Source organism: Methylobacterium sp. J-067 (genome assembly GCF_022829465.1).
In the GTDB taxonomy this organism is placed as follows: domain Bacteria; phylum Pseudomonadota; class Alphaproteobacteria; order Rhizobiales; family Beijerinckiaceae; genus Methylobacterium; species Methylobacterium litchii.
In genome coordinates this window covers 29,033-46,711 of the sequence record NZ_JAKSXZ010000058.1, presented here as the reverse complement: position 1 = coordinate 46,711, position 17,679 = coordinate 29,033, and the positions used below count along the sequence as shown (strand labels likewise).

17 protein-coding genes are annotated in these 17,679 nt (G+C 69.3%); 4 read left to right on the top strand and 13 right to left on the bottom strand.

What is annotated here, in order from left to right:
• Positions 1-13 precede the first annotated feature (13 nt).
• From MKK52_RS05700 to nudC, 4 genes are all read left to right on the top strand, one after another.
• Complete coding sequence (locus MKK52_RS05700; RefSeq protein WP_243952854.1) at positions 14-877, top strand: universal stress protein; 864 nt, start codon at positions 14-16, stop codon at positions 875-877.
• A 64-nt stretch (positions 878-941) separates the two neighbouring features.
• Positions 942-1,541: a hypothetical protein gene (locus MKK52_RS05695; RefSeq protein WP_243952853.1), complete on the top strand. Its 600-nt coding sequence runs from the start codon at positions 942-944 to the stop codon at positions 1,539-1,541.
• 63 nt (positions 1,542-1,604) lie between these two features.
• Positions 1,605-2,024, top strand: coding sequence for an HIT domain-containing protein (locus MKK52_RS05690; RefSeq protein WP_243952852.1), 420 nt, complete (start codon positions 1,605-1,607; stop codon positions 2,022-2,024).
• Positions 2,025-2,028: 4 nt separating this feature from the next.
• Positions 2,029-2,931, top strand: coding sequence for an NAD(+) diphosphatase (gene nudC / locus MKK52_RS05685; protein WP_243952851.1), 903 nt, complete (start codon positions 2,029-2,031; stop codon positions 2,929-2,931).
• A 6-nt stretch (positions 2,932-2,937) separates the two neighbouring features.
• On the opposite strand, the gene MKK52_RS05680 is transcribed toward nudC, so the two are convergent.
• The 13 genes from MKK52_RS05680 to nuoG form a co-directional block, all read right to left on the bottom strand.
• Positions 2,938-4,257 (bottom strand): sugar MFS transporter, encoded by a 1,320-nt coding sequence (locus MKK52_RS05680; RefSeq protein WP_243952850.1) that lies wholly within the window; start codon positions 4,255-4,257, stop codon positions 2,938-2,940.
• Between the two features lies 1 nt (position 4,258).
• On the bottom strand, positions 4,259-4,594 hold the full coding sequence (locus MKK52_RS05675) for a DUF1467 family protein (protein ID WP_243952849.1): 336 nt from the start codon (positions 4,592-4,594) through the stop codon (positions 4,259-4,261).
• Positions 4,591-4,995: a methylmalonyl-CoA epimerase gene (gene mce / locus MKK52_RS05670; protein ID WP_243952848.1), complete on the bottom strand. Its 405-nt coding sequence runs from the start codon at positions 4,993-4,995 to the stop codon at positions 4,591-4,593. Before mce ends, MKK52_RS05675 begins: the two co-directional genes overlap by 4 nt.
• Positions 4,996-5,201: 206 nt before the next feature.
• Complete coding sequence (locus tag MKK52_RS05665) at positions 5,202-6,875, bottom strand: ribonuclease J (protein ID WP_243952847.1); 1,674 nt, start codon at positions 6,873-6,875, stop codon at positions 5,202-5,204.
• Between the two features lie 16 nt (positions 6,876-6,891).
• Positions 6,892-7,695, bottom strand: coding sequence for a biotin--[acetyl-CoA-carboxylase] ligase (locus MKK52_RS05660; RefSeq protein ID WP_243952846.1), 804 nt, complete (start codon positions 7,693-7,695; stop codon positions 6,892-6,894).
• Positions 7,696-7,697: 2 nt separating this feature from the next.
• Positions 7,698-9,143, bottom strand: a complete 1,446-nt coding sequence (gene nuoN, locus MKK52_RS05655) for an NADH-quinone oxidoreductase subunit NuoN (RefSeq protein WP_243952845.1) — start codon at positions 9,141-9,143, stop codon at positions 7,698-7,700.
• Between the two features lie 10 nt (positions 9,144-9,153).
• The gene (locus MKK52_RS05650; RefSeq protein ID WP_243952844.1) at positions 9,154-10,674 is read right to left on the bottom strand and encodes an NADH-quinone oxidoreductase subunit M; all 1,521 of its coding nucleotides are present in this window, start codon (positions 10,672-10,674) and stop codon (positions 9,154-9,156) included.
• A gap of 44 nt (positions 10,675-10,718) precedes the next feature.
• Positions 10,719-12,827 (bottom strand): NADH-quinone oxidoreductase subunit L, encoded by a 2,109-nt coding sequence (nuoL, locus tag MKK52_RS05645; RefSeq protein WP_243952843.1) that lies wholly within the window; start codon positions 12,825-12,827, stop codon positions 10,719-10,721.
• A 61-nt stretch (positions 12,828-12,888) separates the two neighbouring features.
• The gene (gene nuoK / locus MKK52_RS05640) at positions 12,889-13,194 is read right to left on the bottom strand and encodes an NADH-quinone oxidoreductase subunit NuoK (RefSeq protein ID WP_243952842.1); all 306 of its coding nucleotides are present in this window, start codon (positions 13,192-13,194) and stop codon (positions 12,889-12,891) included.
• Positions 13,195-13,216: 22 nt separating this feature from the next.
• Positions 13,217-13,837 (bottom strand): NADH-quinone oxidoreductase subunit J, encoded by a 621-nt coding sequence (locus MKK52_RS05635; RefSeq protein WP_243952841.1) that lies wholly within the window; start codon positions 13,835-13,837, stop codon positions 13,217-13,219.
• A gap of 140 nt (positions 13,838-13,977) precedes the next feature.
• Positions 13,978-14,466 carry an NADH-quinone oxidoreductase subunit NuoI gene (gene nuoI, locus MKK52_RS05630; protein ID WP_243952840.1) on the bottom strand — a complete coding sequence of 163 codons (489 nt, stop codon included), beginning with the start codon at positions 14,464-14,466 and terminating at the stop codon, positions 13,978-13,980.
• Positions 14,467-14,491: 25 nt separating this feature from the next.
• Positions 14,492-15,514: an NADH-quinone oxidoreductase subunit NuoH gene (nuoH, locus tag MKK52_RS05625; RefSeq protein WP_243952839.1), complete on the bottom strand. Its 1,023-nt coding sequence runs from the start codon at positions 15,512-15,514 to the stop codon at positions 14,492-14,494.
• A gap of 9 nt (positions 15,515-15,523) precedes the next feature.
• Positions 15,524-17,605, bottom strand: a complete 2,082-nt coding sequence (gene nuoG, locus MKK52_RS05620) for an NADH-quinone oxidoreductase subunit NuoG (RefSeq protein ID WP_243952838.1) — start codon at positions 17,603-17,605, stop codon at positions 15,524-15,526.
• Positions 17,606-17,679 lie beyond the last annotated feature (74 nt).

Genomic DNA, 17,679 nt, shown 5'->3' with positions numbered 1-17,679 from the left:
CGAGGACGGCACGATGAAGACCCTGCTCGTACCTGTGGCGATGCACGACGCCCTGCCCTCCGTGTTCGAGACGACGCGGCTGGCCGCCTCGCGCTTCGGCAGCCTGATCGAGGGCGTCTCCCTGCGCCCGGCGCTGGCCGAATACGTCCCCGTCGACATGGTCGGCGGCATGACGTGGCTGCGCGACGAGGAGGCCGACATCGCGGAGGCGGAGGAGGCGGGCTCGCGCTTCGTCGCCGCGATGGACGCCGCCGGCATCCCCCGCCACCCGCGCGACGGCCAGTGCAACCCCGCCAAGGTGATGGAGGCCGGGCCGCGCTACCGATGGCGACAGGACGTGCCGACCGGCGACGCCTTCCTCGGCCAATATGCCCGCCTGTTCTCGGCCACCGTGGTCGGACGGCCGGGGACCGGCGACAACGCCCCGCGCATGACCACCTTCGAGACCGCCCTGTTCGAGAGCGGCCGCCCGATCCTGCTGGCGCCGCCCGCCCCGCCCGCGAGCATCGGCGAGGCGGTGCTGATCGCCTGGAACGGCTCCACCGAGACCGCCCGCGCGGTGGCCTTCGCCATGCCCTTCCTGCGCCGGGCGGCGCGGGTTCTGGTGCTGAGCGTCGAGGGCGGCATGGTGCCGGGGCCGAGCGCGCAGGATCTCGCCCAGGCGCTGGCCTGCGAAGGCGTCGAGGCCACCCACCGCGCCCTGCCCACCGGCCGGCGCACCCCCGGCGAGACTTTCCTGGCCGAGGCCAAGGAGTTCGGCTGCGACCTGCTCATCAAGGGCGCCTACACCCAGAGCCGCCTGCGCCAGATGATCTTCGGAGGTGTCACGAGTCACGTCCTCGCCCAGGCCGACATGCCAGTGTTGATGGCCCATTGATGGGAACCCCCGCCCCACGGCCACGTTCGGCCTGGGCCTTGTCTGTTTCGGCCGGAGGTATGCCTTGGTCCGCACCCTGACCGCCCTCGCGGTGCTGCTCGCCGCCGCGCCCGCCCTCGCGCAGCCGGGCAAGCCCGACCCCTCGACCCACAGCTTCCGCGGCACGGTCGAGGCCCGCCACGGCGACGACCTGACGATCGTGCGGTCGGGCGGCAGCACCGTGACGGTGCGGATGGACGCGAAGACCCAGGTCTACACCGCGATCGGTGCTCGCCTGCGCGACATCAAGCCGGAGAGCTACATCACCGTCACCGCCGCCCCCGATTCGTCGAAGGCCACGGCGGTGACGATCTATTCCCCCTCCGAGCGCGGCTTCGCCGCCGGCAGCCGCCCCTGGGACACGCAGCCCGGCGCGACCCTCACGGGAGGGTGGATCGCCGACGTGAGCGGGACGGACACGCGGCAGGTCACCCTCACCCACGGCGATGGGCGCAGCGACTTCACGATTCCCCCCGACACGCGGGTGACGCAGGTCGCGCCGGGGGAGAAGGCCCTGCTCGTGCCCGGCGCCGCCGTCACGGTGCTCACCCAGGCGGGACCGGACGGGGCGCACGATGCCGGCACGGTCATCGTCGGCCGCGCCGGGGCCGTGCCCACCCTGTGAACCGCCGACGGCGCGGAGACGCACGCGCCTGTTCGGCCCCGACGGCCGCGCTATAGAGACGGGATGACCGCGCCCGATTTCGTCCCCGATCCGCGCCTTTCGGCCGACACCGTGCATCTCGGCGACCTCGCCCTGTCGCGGGTCCTGCTGATGGACGATGCCCGCTTCCCCTGGCTGATCCTCGTGCCGAGGCGGGAGGGGGTGAGCGAGATCACCGACCTCGACGAGGCCGACGCGCAGGCGCTCTGGCAGGAGATCCGCCTCGCCACCGGGGTGATGCGGGACCTCGCCAAGCCGGACAAGATCAACGTCGCGGCGCTCGGCAACGTCGTCGCGCAGCTCCATGTCCACGTGGTCGGGCGGTTCCGCTCCGATCCGGCCTGGCCCGGCCCCGTCTGGGGCTTCGGTACCCGCTCCCCCTACCCGCTCCATGCCCGCGCCCAGCTCGCCGAGCGGGCCGGCGCCCTGTTCGCGGCGGCCTGACCCGATGCACGATCCGATCTCGACCCTGGGCTTCGTCCGCAGCCGCCTGGACCGGCACTCCGCCGAGCAGCCGGAGGAGGCGGTGCCGCCCCTCGACGCGCCGGACACGCGCCTGCTCATCCTCGGCGGCGACCGCTTCCTCCTGCGGGAGGGCACGGCGATCCATGTCGCCACCACCGCCCTGCTGCACGCGGTGGAGCGCACCGAGACGGTGTTCCTCGGCCGCTGGGACGGACGCCCGGTCTTCGCCGCCTCGATCCCGACCGACGAGTTGCCGACCCTGGAGGGCACCGAGAACCGCAGCCTCGACCTGCGCAGCATCGCTACGGACGGCGTCGTCGCGCCGGAGGAACTGGGCCTCCTCGCGGTGGCGAAGTCGATGCTCGACTGGCACGGGCGGAACCGCTTCTGCGCCAATTGCGGCGCGCCGAGCTTCACGGCGGCGGGGGGCTTCCGGCGGGAATGCCGGGCCTGCAACGCGCACCATTTCCCCCGGGTCGATCCGGTGGTGATCATGCTGGTGCGCCGGGGCGAGACCTGCCTCCTCGGCCGGGGCCCGCATTTCCGGCCGCACATGTTCTCCTGCCTCGCGGGCTTCCTCGAACCCGGCGAGACCATCGAGGACGCCGTGCGCCGGGAGGTCTACGAGGAGACGAAGATCCGCGTCGGGGCGGTCTCCTACCGGACCTCGCAGCCCTGGCCCTTCCCCTCCTCGCTGATGCTCGGCTGCGTCGCCGAGGCGCTCGACGGGGAGATCGTCACCGATCCGGCCGAGATCGAGGATGCCCGCTGGTTCGACCGGGAGGCGGTGTCCGCCATGCTCGCGGGCACCCATCCCGACGGCATCCTCTCGCCGCCGCCCATGGCCATCGCGCACTTCCTGATGCGGCAGTTCGTGGAGGGCTGAGCCCCCTTACGCCGCCGCCTCGGCCGGCTGCGGGTCCGCCAGCGACCGCAGGGCGGCGAGCCCGTAGGCGGCGACGCAGGCGTAGCAGAGGATCGGCGCCGCGAGGGCCACCTGCAGGCCGAATCGGTCGGCGAGCGCTCCCGTGACGACCGGCACCACCGCTCCGCCGACGATGGCGACGCAGACGATGCCCGCCCCCTGCGCCGTGCGCGGGCCCAGCCCCTCGATCGCCATGGCGAAGATCGTCGGGAACATGATCGAGTTGGCGAGGCCCACCGCCAGCAGGCTCCAGCCGGAGACCGTCCCGCCGGTCAGCGCGGAAAGGGTCGCGAGGCCCCCCGCCGCCAGGGCGCAGACGGCCAGCGCCGCCCCGCCTTTCACCCGCCGCAGCACGAAGCTGCCGACGACGCGGCCCGCCAGCGCGCCGCCCCAGTAGAAACTGAGGAGATGGCCGGCGGTCTCGGGGCTCGCCGCCAGGACCTGCTTCTGTTCGAGGTAGCTCACCATCAGCGTGCCGATGGCGACCTCCGCGCCGACATAGAGGAAGATCGCCAGCGCCCCGAAGGCGAGGCGCGGCCGGGCCAGGAGATCGAGCCCGACCCCCTTGCCCCCGGCCGCCCCGCCCTCCTCCGGCAGCCAGCGCCGCAGGGTCCAGAACAGGGCGGCCAGCAGGGCGAGCCCGCCCGCGATGACCAGGAACGGCGTCTGCAGCACGGCGGCCTCGGCCTGCCGCGCGGCCGCCATCGCGGTGGGCGAGAGGGTGGCGGGATCGGCCGGCGCCGGCCCGCGCGACAGGATCGCCCAGGCGCCGATGGCCGGGCCGACCGTGGTGCCGAGGGAATTGAAGGTCTGGGCCAGGGTCAGGCGGCTCGGCGCACTCTCCGGCGCCCCGAGGCCCGTCACCAGCGGGTTGGCGGCGACCTGAAGCACGGCGATGCCGGAGGCCATCACGAAGAGCGCCGCCAGGAAAAGGGGATAGACGCCGATCTTCGCGGCCGGCGTGAACAGCAAGCCCCCCGCCGCCATCACCAGCAACCCCAGCACGAGGCCACGGATGTAGCCGATCCGCGCCACCACAGCCCCGGCGGGCAGGGAGATGACTGCGTAGGCCAGGAAGAAGCAGAACTGGGTGAGCGTCGCCTCGGCGTAGCTGAGGGCGAACAGCGCCTTGAGCTTGGGGGTGATGATGTCGACGAAGACCGTCACCAGCCCCCAGGTGAAGAACAGGGCCAGCATGAAGGGGAACAGCCACCCGGCCTTCGCCCCCGCCGGCCCGCCCCCGGCCCGCGCGGCGCCGTCGGCCGGATTGCCCCCGAGCGCGACCATCTTACAGCCCGGCGAGGGGGAAGATCGCCAGGGCGCCGAGGAAGACGAAGCCGGAAAGCAGCGTCGTCCAGATCGCCTTCTCCCGCAGGCGCGGCGCGGCGGGCGCGCCGAGATCCTGGCCCGGCACGATGTGCTCCGGCCGCATCTCCGCATGGTTGCGGATCGGCAGGATGGCGAAGAGCAGGGTCCACCAGATGACGAAGTAGAGGGCGATCCCGCCCCCCACCGTCAGCTTGAACAGCCCCACCCCCGCCGCGACGAAGCAGGCGACGAGGAGGGCGACCGCCGCGAGGGTCGCGGGCGTGGACCGCCCGAACACCCGCATCAGCCCGCTCATACCTGCTCCAGCTCCACAAGGGTGCCGAGGAAGTCCTTGGGGTGCAGGAACAGGACCGGCTTGCCGTGGGCGCCGATCTTCGGCTCGCCGGTGCCGAGCACCCGCGCGCCCTGCGCCCTCAGCTTGTCGCGGGCGGCGATAATGTCATCGACCTCGTAGCAGACGTGGTGGACGCCCCCGTTCGGGTTGCGCTCCACGAAGGCCTCGATCGGCGAGCCCTCGCCGAGCGGCGCCATGAGCTCGACCTTGCTGTTCGGCAGCTCCACGAAGACGACGGTGACGCCGTGATCCGGCTGCGGCAGCGCCTCGGACACCGTGGCGCCCAGCGTGTCGCGGTAGGTCGCGGTGGCGGCGTCGAGGTCGCGCACCGCGATGGCCACGTGATTGAGCCGGCCGATCATTTCTCTTCTCTCCCTCTCTCGGACCTTCAGCGGGCCCTGTCTCCCACCTCTTGCCCTCATCCTGAGGTGCTGCGGAGCAGCCTCGAAGGAGACCTCCAGCCGGCCGCGCGGCCCCTGGAGCCCTCCTTCGAGGCCCGCCGGAGCGGGCACCTCAGGATGAGGGAGGCGGATGGGAAAAGCCGTGGCCGCCTTTCGCGAACAGTAGCTTACACCTCCACCACCTGCACGTGGCAGGCCGGCTTCTTGCCCCACACCTCGTTGACCGCCTGCCGCACGGCGCGGTCGACGCTCTTCTCGACGCCCTCGGAATCCTTGAGCTTGCCCCGCGACAGGCTGCCGAGCGTCTGCGAGACGGCATCGACCACCGTGTCGATCAGCGCCTCGCCGCCCCGGCCCCGGTTCGGCAGGCCGATGATGTCCACCGCCGGCTCGCCCAGCACCACGCCGTCGTCGTCGATGGCGATGGCCACCGAGACGAGGCCCGCCTGCATCAGCTTGCGCCGCTCGGGGATCGCCCGGTCCTTGTCGTCGATCAGGACGTGGCCGTCCTTGTAGAGGCGCCCGGCCTTGACGTGCTCCACCACCTCCGGCTTGCCGGGGGCGAGGCGGACCATCGCGCCGTTGCGGGCCTTCACCACGTGGCCGACACCCTGGGCGCGGGCGAAACGGGCATGCTCGTCGAGGTGCAGCGCCTCGCCGTGGACGGGAATCGCCGTCTGCGGCCGGGTCCACTTGTACATCTCGACCATCTCGTCCCGGCGCGGGTGGCCGGAGACGTGGACCAGGGCGGTGCGGTCGGTGATGACCTCCACGCCCTGCTCGATCAGGTCGTTGATGATGGCGCCGACATCCCGCTCGTTGCCGGGGATGGCGCGCGAGGAGAAGATCACCCGATCACCCTCAGCCAGGCTGATGTCCGGGTGGTCGCGGCGGGAGACGCGGGACATGGCCGCGCGGGGCTCGCCCTGCGAGCCGGTGAGCAGCGCCACGACCTTGTCGCGGGGGATGCTCTTCCACGAATCCGCCCGGCGGAAGTCCGGCAGGCCGTCGAGGTAGCCGCATTCGCGGGCGACATCGATCACCCGGTCCATGGCCCGGCCGACCGCGATCACCTCGCGCCCGCAGGCCTGGGCCGCCTCGGCCACCGCGCGGATGCGGGCGACGTTCGAGGCGAAGGTCGTCACCGCCACCCGGTGGGGAGCGTCGGCGATGATGGTCTTCAGGGTCGCGGCGACCTCGGTCTCGCTCGGCGAGAAGCCCTCGCGGACCACGTTGGTCGAATCGCAGATCAGGGCGATGATGCCCTCGTCGCCGAGCGCCGTGAACTGCTCCGGCGAGGTGACGTTGCCGGCCACCGGGGTCGGATCGAGCTTCCAGTCGCCGGTATGGACCACGAGGCCCGCCGCCGTGCGGATGGCCACCGCGTTCGATTCGGGGATCGAGTGGGCCACCGGCACGAATTCGAGCTCGAACGGGCCGACGTTCAGCCGCTTGCCCGGCTTCACCTCACGCAGCTCGACCTTCGGCGCGCCCGGCTCCGAGAGGCGGCGCGTCTCCAGCAGGTTCTTGGCGAAGCGCGTCGCGTAGACCGGCACGCGCAGCTTCGTCCACAATTCCGAGATCGCGCCGATATGGTCCTCGTGCGCGTGCGTGATGAAGATGCCGAGCAGGTCCTTCCGGCGTTCCTCGATATAGGTGAGGTCCGGGAACATGAGGTCGATGCCGGGCATCGCCTCCTCGCCCGCGAAACCCATTCCGCAATCGACCATGATCCATTTGCGGCTCTTCGGCGGCCCGTAGCCGTAGAGAGCCGCATTCATCCCGATCTCGCCCACGCCGCCGAGCGGCAGGAAGACGAGCTCCTCCTGTCCCATTGCCATCTGTCGTCGTCCAAACTCAGGCCGCCGTCGCGGCCGTTCCAAAATGCACCTCCCCGGCAGTCACGACATGCCGGGCCTCGTCGGGGCCGAGGATCACGAGCCGCCCCCCCTCGTCGATCGTGTCGAACCGGCCCCGCAGGACCCGTTCCCCGCTGGCCACCGCGATCTCGCTTCCGAGACCGGCGGCCCGCGCGAGCCAGCGCTCGCGGATGCGGGTGAATGCCTTGCCTCCGGCCCAGGCGCGCGCGTGCGCGGCCATCTCGTCGGAGAGATGTTCCAGTAACGCTTCCGGCCCGCCGACGTAACCCGCCGCCGCGAGGCTTGTCGCGGGCAGGTCCGCCGGCGCGGCGGCGACGTTGACGCCGAAACCGATCACCACCGCCCGCCGGCCGCCCGGCAGAACCTCCGCTTCCAGAAGGAGCCCCGCCAGCTTGCCGGACCCGAGCAGCAGGTCGTTCGGCCATTTCAGGCGAACAGATCGTGTCGGATCGCGCCGATCCCAGCCCGGCAGGGTGCCGCAGGTGGCCTCGACCGCATCGGCCAGCGCCACACCGGCCACGAAGCCGAGTTCGGCGAGATGGTCCGGCGCGACGCCGGAGACCGGCCAGAGCACGCTCGCCGTGAGGTTGCCCGGCAGCGAGGACCACGCATTGCCCCGCCGGCCGCGCCCCGCCTCCTGCCGGTGCGCGACCACCCAGAGAGGCCCGAGCTCCCCGGCCCGGGCCCGTTCCAGGGCCTCCGTGTTGGTGGAACCGAGGCGGTCGTGGACATGGAGCCTGTGCCCCGCGTTCCGCGCCGCCTGACCGAGTCGGTAGGCCAATCCTAGAAGAGGGACTTGGCCGCGTTCGCCGCAGCGGCCCGCAGCGGATCCGGCATCACGACGAACAGGATCACCACCACGCTCGACAGGGCGAGCACCACCCGCAGGCCCGGCGCCATGGGCTCGTAGCGCTCCTTCGGCTCGTCGAAGTACATGATCTTCACGATGCGCAGGTAGTAGTAGGCGCCGACCACGCTGGTCACGACGCCGATCACCGCCAGCGTCACGAGGCCCGCCTTGATGGCCGCCGCGAAGACGTAGAACTTCGCGAAGAACCCGGCGAGCGGCGGGATGCCGGCCAGCGAGAACATCATCGCCGCAAGGCAGAAGGCGAGCCACGGGTGGGTCCGCGACAGGCCCGACAGGTCCTCGATGGACTCGAACATCACGTCGCGACGGCGCAGGCTGAGGACGATCGCGAAGGTGCCCAGCGTCATCGCGAGGTAGATGATCATGTAGAGGACGAGGCCCTCGATCCCCTCCTGCGAGCCCGAGGCGAGGCCGATCAGCGCGTAGCCGATATTGGCGATGGACGAGTAGGCCATCAGGCGCTTGATCGAGCGCTGACCGATGGCGGCGAAGGAGCCGAGCGCCATCGAGACGATGGAGACGAACACGAAGATCTGCTGCCAGACCGCCGTGACGTCCGGCAGGGCGCCGATGAACACCCGCACCGTCATCGACACCGCCGCCATCTTCGGCGCGGCGGCGAAGAAGGCCGTCACCGGTGTTGGGGAGCCCTCGTACACGTCGGGCGTCCACATGTGGAACGGCACCGCCGACATCTTGAAGCAGACGCCCGCCGCCACGAACACGATGCCGAGCACGATGCCCGCGCCCGCCTGATCGTTCAGGGCCGTGACGATGCCGGGGAACGAGACCGTGCCGGTGAAGCCGTAGATCAGCGAGGCGCCGTAGAGCAGCATGCCCGACGAGAGCGCGCCGAGCACGAAGTACTTCAGCCCGGCCTCCGTGGAGCGCACGTCGTCCCGATGGAAGGCGGCGATGACGTAGGCAGCCAGCGACTGCAACTCCAGGCCGAGATAGAGGGCGATCAGGTCGTTGGCCGAGACCATCACCATCATGCCGATGGTGCAGAGCACGATCAGCACCGGAAACTCGAACCGGTCGATCTTCTCGCGCCGGAAGAAGTCGTGCGACAGGACGATCGCCGCCGCCGAGCCGAGCAGCACCAGCGACTTCATCACCTTCGAGAAGGCGTCCGACACGAAGGCGCCGGAGAGGGTCGTCACCCGGCCGTGGGCCGGCTGCGAGATCACGACGAAGAGGGCGAAGAGCAGCAGCACCAGGGCGCCGACGCTCACGGTCTCGGCGGAGCGCTCACCCCGCCACGCGCCGTAGAGGATCAGCACCAGGACCCCGATACCGAGGATCAACTCGGGCAGGAGCGGTGCGAGGGACGGGAGGGCGGCGTGGACGGGCGGCATCGGGACGGCCTCAGCGCGGGACCGGCAGCGCAGCCGCCGCGGTCTGGGTGTTGGCGAGCGCGGCCTTCATGCCCGTCATCAACGCCTCGGTGGAGGGCGCGAACACGTCGAGCACGGGCGCGGGATGCACGCCGTAATAGATGGTCAGGACGACGAGGGGGGCGATGATCAACTTCTCGCGCAGGTCTAGGTCGAGGATGCCCTGCAGGTTGGGCTTCTCCAGCTTCCCGTAGATCACCCTCGCGTAGAGCCACAGGGCGTAGCCCGCCGAGAGGATGATGCCGAAGGTCGAGAAGAAGGCGACCATCGGGTTCGCCTTGAAGGCGCCCATCATCGACAGGAACTCGCCCACGAAGCCCGAGGTACCCGGCAGGCCGACATTAGCCATGGTGAACACCATCATCGCCGCCGCGTAGAGCGGCATCCGCTTCACGAGGCCGCCATAGGCCGCGATCTCGCGGGTGTGCATCCGGTCGTAGACCACGCCGACGCAGAGGAAGAGCGCGCCGGACACGATGCCGTGGGAGATCATCAGGAACAGGGCGCCCTGGATGCCCTGCTCGTTGAGGGTGAACAGGCCGAGCGTCACGAAGCCCATATGCGCCACCGACGAGTAGGCGATGAGCTTCTTGATGTCGGTCTGCATCATCGCGGTGAGCGACGTGAAGATGATCGCGACCACCGAGAGGGCGAAGACCAGCGGCGCGAATTCCTGGCTCGCCACCGGCAGCATCGGCAGCGAGATCCGGATGAAGCCGTAGCCGCCCATCTTGAGCAGGATTCCGGCCAGGATCACCGAGCCCGCCGTCGGCGCCTCGACGTGCGCGTCGGGGAGCCAGGTATGGACCGGCCACATCGGCATCTTCACCGCGAACGAGGCGAAGAAGGCCAGCCACAGCCACCATTGCATCTCCGCCGGGAAGCGGTGCTGCAGCAGGGTCGGGATGTCGGTGGTGCCGGCCTCCCAGTACATCGCCATCACGGCGAGCAGCATCAGCACCGAGCCGAGCAGGGTGTAGAGGAAGAACTTGAAGCTCGCGTAGACCCGCCGCTGCCCCCCCCAGATGCCGATGATGAGGAACATCGGGATCAGGCCGGCCTCGAAGAACAGGTAGAACAGCACGAGGTCGAGGGCCTGGAACACGCCGATCATCGTGGTCTCGAGGACCAGGAAGGCGACGAAGTATTCCTTCACGCGGAAATGGATCGAGTGCCACGAGGCGCCGATGCAGAACGGCATCAGGAACGTCGTCAGCAGCACGAGCGGCATGGAGAAGCCGTCGACGCCGAGCTTGAAGCGGATGCCCTGGGCGAGCCACGCATGGCTCTCCACAAGCTGGAAGCTCGACGAGGTGGCATCGTAGCGCGACCACGCCACCAGGGAGAGGGCGAAGGTGACGATCGTGGTCGCCAGGGCGGCCCAGCGGCTGTTGCGCGCGACCGCCGCCTCATCGCCGTTCAGCGTGAGGATGAAGGCCGCCCCGCACAGGGGCACGATCAGCAGACCGGAGAGGATGCCGAGGCCGAGCATTTACTTCGTATTCCCCTCTGCCTGCCGCAACGATGACCGTCGCATCAGTGAGTGCCCTTGGGCAGGCCGGACATCAGGTACCAGCTGATCAAGCCGGCGACGCCGATGAGCATGACGAACGCGTAGTGGTAGAGGTAGCCGGTCTGGAGGCGGACCACCCCGCGGGTGACGTCCACCACCCGGGCGGCGATGCCGTTCGGGCCGAGCCCGTCGATGATCCGGCCGTCACCCTCCTTCCAGAGGAACAGGCCGAACTTCTTCGCCGGGCGCACGAAGATCGCGTCATAGATCTCGTCGAAGTACCACTTGTTGAGCAGGAAGCGGTACAGGGTCGGCTGCTGCGCGGCGAGCTCGCCCGGCAGCTTCGGCTGGCGGATGTACATCCAGAAGGCCAGGACGAAGCCCCCCACCAGCATGATGAACGGCGAGTAGGAGACCAGCGCCGGGACCTCGTGGATCTCGTGCATGATGTGGTTGTCCGGGCCGTGCGCCAGGGCGTGGCCCCAGAAGGCGTCCATGCCCTCGCCGATGAACTTGTTCTTGAAGATCAGGCCGGCGAACAGCGCGCCGAAGGCCAGCACCGCCAGCGGGATCGTCATCACCAGCGGGCTCTCGTGCGGCGTGTGATCGCCGTGGTGCCCATGGCCGTGGTGGTCGTCCGCCACGACGTCGCTGTGGTGGGCCGGCTCGATGTCGTGGCCCTTGTCGTCGTGGGCGGCGCCCTCGGTGTGGCCCGGCGCGCCGTCGGCCTCGTGGGCCATGGCGGAATGGGCGACGGCCGGCGCGGCGTGGTGATCGTGCGCCGCATGGGCGCCCCAGCGCGCCGGACCCTCGAAGGTCATGAAGAACAGGCGCCAGGAATAGAACGAGGTGAAGAAGGCGGCGATCACCGTGCAGAGGAAGGCCAGCGTATGGCCCGGCCGGGTCGAGGCATAGGCCGCCTCGATGATCGCGTCCTTCGAGTAGTAGCCGGAGGTGAACGGGAAGCCGATCAGCGCGAGGGTGCCGATCGCCATCATCGCGCAGGTGAAGGGGATGTAGCGGCGCAGGTCGCCCATGTTCCGCATATCCTGCTCGTGGTGCATCGCGTGGATGACCGAGCCGGCCCCGAGGAACAGCAGCGCCTTGAAGAAGGCGTGGGTGAAGAGGTGGAACACGCCGGCCGAGTAGGCGCCGACGCCGAGCGCCACGAACATGTAGCCGAGCTGCGAGCAGGTCGAGTACGCGATCACGCGCTTGATGTCGTTCTGCACGAGGCCGATCGTGGCCGCGAAGAACGAGGTGATGCCGCCGATCACCGTCACGACGATCAGCGCGTCGGGGGCGACCTCGAAGAGCGGCGACAGCCGGGCCACCATGAACACGCCCGCCGTCACCATCGTCGCGGCATGGATCAGCGCCGAGACCGGGGTCGGGCCCTCCATCGCGTCCGGCAGCCACGTGTGGAGCAGGAACTGCGCCGACTTGCCCATGGCGCCCATGAACAGGAGCAGGCAGGCGAGCGTCAGGGCGTTCCAGTCGTGGCCGAGGAAGTGGAAGCTCATCTCCTTCACGGCGTCGATCTTCGGGAAGATCCCGTCGAAGGCCACCGAGCCGAACAGCACGAAGACGAGGAAGATGCCGAGCGAGAAGCCAAAATCGCCGACGCGGTTGACGATGAAGGCCTTCATCGCGGCGGCGTTGGCCGAGGGCTTCTCGTACCAGAAGCCGATCAGCAGGTAGGAGGCGAGGCCGACGCCCTCCCAGCCGAAGAACATCTGCACGAGGTTGTCCGCCGTCACCAGCATCAGCATGGCGAAGGTGAACAGCGACAGGTACGCGAAGAAGCGCGGCCGGTGCGGATCCTCCTCCATGTAGCCGATGGAGTAGAGGTGCACGAGAGTCGAGACCGAGGTCACGACCACCAGCATCACCCGCGTCAGCGTGTCGATGCGGAAGGCCCAGTCGACCGTCAGGTCCCCGGCGGTGAACCACGAGGCCACCTGCACCCGCACCTCCGGCCCGCCGTCGATGAAGACGCCCCAGGCGATCAGCGCGGCGAAGGCCAGGCAGGACGTGGTGATCAGCTCGCAGGCCCGCGCGCCGAGGTAGCGCCCGAACAGGCCGGCGGTGAGGGCGCCGATGAGCGGGAAGAAGACGATCGCGTGGTACATCGGGGGAAGGCTGTCCGTCTTCGCGTCGGGCGGGGCGGGTTGGGAGCGACGAAGGGCTGACTCAGCCCTTCATCATGCTCACGTCCTCGACCGCGATCGATCCGCGGTTGCGGAAGAACACCACCAGGATGGCGAGGCCGATGGCCGACTCGGCCGCCGCGACCGTCAGCACGAACAGGGCGAAGACCTGTCCGGTGATGTCGTTCAGCTGGGTCGAGAAGGCGACGAGGTTGATGTTGACCGCGAGCAGGATCAACTCGACCGACATCAGGATGACGATGATGTTCTTGCGGTTGATGAAGATGCCGAGCACGCCGAGCGTGAACAGGATCGCCGCGACGGTGAGGTAGTGGCTGAGGCCGATCATCGTGCAATCCCTCCAGCGGGCATCAGACTTCCACGCCCTGGCGCGAAGGCACCTTGCGGGTCTCCACGGCGGTGGCCTGGGTGCGGGCGTTCTGCACCGCGATATTCTGGCGCTTCACGCCCGGCCGGTCCCGCAGCGTCAGCACGATCGCGCCAATCATCGCCACGAGGAGGATGAGGCCGGCGATCTGGAAGAAATACGCGTAGTCCGTGTAGATCACGCGGCCCAGCGCCTGGGCGTTGGTCATGTTCTCCGCGTTCGCGACGTTGCCCAGCGGCGCCTGCACGAGGCCCGGATCGATGCTCCAGGAGCCGACCACCAGCAGGATCTCAATCAGGAAGATCGCGCCGATCAGCGCGCCGACCGGAAGGTATTGCTGGAAGCCCTGGCGCAGCTCGGCGAAATCCACGTCGAGCATCATCACCACGAACAGGAACAGCACGGCGACCGCGCCCACGTAGACGACCACGAGGATCATCGCGAGGAATTCCGCGCCCATCAGCACGAACAGACCCGCCGCGTTCACGAAGGCGAGAATCAGGAACAACACCGACGCGACGGGATTGCGGGAGGCGATCACCATGAAGCCCGACGCGACGGCGAGGCTCGCGAACAGGTAGAAGAAGGCGGCTGCTGCGGTCATGCGCTTCGTGCGTCCGGCCGCTCGCGCGGCCCCTTCTGCCTCGGTGGCGTCAGGCCGCCGCAGGCGGCCCGTCTATAGAACCCGGCCAGGGCCGGCACAACGGTCTTGCCGCAATGCGGCAGCCGACAGGCGCATGCCTGTCAGCGGTAGGGCGCGTCCATCGCGATGTTGCGCGCGATCTCGCGCTCCCAACGGTCGCCGTTCAGGAGCAGCTTCTGCTTGTCGTAGAGCAGCTCCTCGCGGGTCTCCGTCGAGAACTCGAAGTTCGGCCCCTCGACGATGGCGTCCACCGGGCAGGCCTCCTGGCACATGCCGCAATAGATGCACTTCACCATGTCGATGTCGTAGCGGGTCGTGCGGCGCGTGCCGTCGTTCCGGCGGGGGCCCGCCTCGATGGTGATGGCCTGCGCCGGACAGATCGCCTCGCAGAGCTTGCAGGCGATGCAGCGCTCCTCGCCGTTGGGATAGCGGCGCAGGGCATGCTCGCCCCGGAAGCGCGGCCCGCGATGGCCCATCTCGAACGGGTAGTTGATCGTCGCCTTCGGCTTGAAGAAGTAGCGCATGCCGAGGACCATCCCCGACACGAACTCCTTCAAGAGGAGGCTCTTGGCAACCTGATCCAGCTTCATGCCGTGATCTCCGGGTGTCTGGGGGTCACGCGCCGGGCGCCAGGCCTGTGATCTTCAGGACGAAGGCCACGACCACGACGGAGACGAGCGAAAGGGGGAGGAAGACCTTCCAGCCGAGCCGCATCAGCTGGTCGTAGCGGTAGCGCGGCACGATGGACTTCACCATCGCGAAGCCGAAGAACAGGAAGCTCGCCTTCAGCACGAACCAGATCACGCCGGGCACCCAGGTGAAGGGCGCGAACGGGATCGGCGAGAGCCAGCCGCCGAGGAACAGCACGGTGCCCAGCGCGCACATGCTCATGATCGCGACGTACTCGCCCAGCATGAACAGCAGGTAGGGGGTCGAGGAATACTCGACCATGTAGCCGGCCACGAGCTCCGATTCGGCCTCCGGCAGATCGAAGGGCGGGCGGTTCGTCTCGGCCAGCGCCGAGATGAAAAACACCACGAACATCGGGAACAGCCACAGCCAGTACCAGCCGAACAGGCCGAGGCTGGTGTCCTGCGCCGTCACGATCCGCGTGAGGTTCAGCGAGCCCGCGCACATCAGCACGCAGATGATCACGAAACCGAGGGACACCTCGTAGGAGATCATCTGCGCCGCCGAGCGCAGCGCGCCGAGGAAGGCGTATTTCGAGTTCGACGCCCAGCCGCCCATGATGACGCCGTACACGCCGAGCGACGAGATCGCGAAGATGTAGGTGACGCCGACATTGATGTCGGCGATGGCCCAGCCGTCGGCGATCGGCATCACCGCCCAGCTCGACAGGGCGAGCATGGCGAAGACCAGCGGCGCCAGCAGGTAGATCGCCTTGTTGGCGCCCGCCGGGATGACGGGCTCCTTCAGTACGAACTTCAGCAGGTCGGCGAAGGACTGGAACAGCCCGTAGGGGCCGACCACGTTCGGCCCCCGGCGCAGCTGCACCGCCGCCCAGATCTTCCGGTCGGCGAGGAGTGCGTAGGCGATGAAGACGAGGAGCGCGGCGAGGAGCACGAAGCTCTTCAGCGCGATCAGGAGCACGGTCCCGATCAGTTCCAGGGGCGTCATCGGGCTCTCCTACTCGGCCGCCGCGAGGGGGGCCGGCTCCGCCGCGCGCTCGCGGGCCAGCCGCGAGCATTCGGCCAGCACGCGCGACGCGCGGGCGATCGGGTTCGTCAGGTAGAAATCACCGACCGGCGACACGAAGGCCCCGGTTCCGGTCTCGCCGCCGCGCTGCGCCAGGGCCGCCACGGCGCCAGCCACGTCACCGGCCTCCACCGTATCGACGCCGGCGAAATGCGGGTGCGCCGCGTAGAGCGCCTTGCGGAGCGCGATCAGCGAATCGAATGGCAGGCGATGGCCCAGCACGTCCGACAGGGCGCGAAGGATCGCCCAATCTTCGCGGGCATCGCCCGGCGGGAAGCCGGCGCGGTTGGCGACCTGCACCCGGCCTTCGAGATTCACGAAGGTCGCGTTCTTCTCGGTGTAGGCGGCGCCCGGCAGGATCACGTCGGCGCGGGAGGCGCCCCGGTCGCCGTGGGTGCCCTGGTAGATCACGAAGGCGCCGGGGGCGACCTCGCACTCGTCGGCGCCGAGGTTGAACAGCACGTCCACCCCGCCGGCGGCAATCATCTGCGCGAAGGTCAGGCCGCCCTCCCCCGGCACGAAGCCGAGATCGAGCGCGCCGACCCGCGCCGCCGCATGGTGCAGCACGCCGAAGCCGGGCTTGCCCTCGGCGGTCGCGCCGATCTCCTGGGCGAGCGTGGCGGCGGCGGCCATCACGCCGGGGGCGACGTTCGCACCGACGACGATGAGCGGAGCCTTGGCTTCCTTGAGCACGTCGAGGAAGCTGTGCTCGCCCCGCGCCAGGGCGGCCAGCGACTCGGAGCCGGCGCCGAGATAGTGGCTCGGGTAGGTCAAGTCGATCTGTTCGCCGATCACGCCCACCGCCAGCGGGGCCATGCGCCAGCGCTTGCGGATGCGGACGTTCAGCATCGACGCTTCGGTGCGCGGGTTGGCGCCGACGATCAGGATCGCGTCCGCCGCCTCGATGCCCGGAATCGTCGGGTTGAACAGGTAGCTCGCCCGCCCGAGCGACGGATCGAGCCCCGCGCCGGTCTGGCGGCAATCGAGGTTGGCCGAACCGAGGCTGCGGATCAGTTCACGCAACGCGAAGGTCTCCTCCACCGCCGCGAGGTCGCCGACGATGGCGCCGATGCGCTTCGGGTCCGCGCCCTTCACCTTGGCGGCGATGGCCTGGAACGCCTCGCCCCAGGAGGCCGGGCGCAGGCGGCCGTTCTCGCGCAGATACGGCCGGTCGAGGCGCTGCATCCGCAGCCCGTCCACGACGTGGCGGGTCTTGTCGGAGATCCACTCCTCGTTGATGTCCTCGTTGATCCGCGGCTCGATCTGCATGACCTCGCGGCCACGGGTGTCGACGCGGATCGCCGAGCCCACGGCATCCATCACGTCGACCGATTCGGTCTTGGACAGCTCCCACGGGCGGACGTTGTAGCTCTGCGGCTTGTGGACCAGCGCGCCCACCGGGCACAGGTCGGCGACGTTGCCCTGAAGCTCCGAGGCCATCGACTGTTCGAGGTAGCTCGTGATCTCCATGTCCTCGCCGCGCCCGATGGCGCCGAGGTCCGGCACGCCGGCCACCTCCGCGAGGAAGCGCACGCAGCGGGTGCAATGGATGCAGCGGTTCATCGCCGTCCGCACCAGCGGGCCGATATGCTTCTCTTCGACCGCCCGCTTGTTCTCCTGATAGCGGGTCGAGTCGACACCGTAGGCCATCGCCTGATCCTGCAGGTCGCAATGGCCGCCCTGGTCGCAGATCGGGCAATCGAGCGGGTGGTTGATGAGGAGGAACTCCATCACCCCCTCGCGGGCCTTCTTGGTGAGGCCAGAGCGCGTCAGCACCTCCGGCGGCTCGCCGTTCGGGCCGGGCCGGCAATCCTTCACCGCGTAGGCGCAGGAGGCCACCGGCTTCGGGGCGCCCTTCAGCTCCACGAGGCACATCCGGCAATTGCCGGCGATGGACAGCCGCTCATGGAAGCAGAAGCGCGGGATCTCGGCCCCCGCGATCTCGCACGCCTGAAGCAGCGTGTAGTCGGCCGGGACATCGACCTCGGTGCCGTCGACGAGGATTTTGGTCATCGGAACGTCTCGAAATCTGGCACGAACGCGGAAGGGGCCGTTCTTGCAGCCCGCGCGGGGCAAGGATGCAGGCG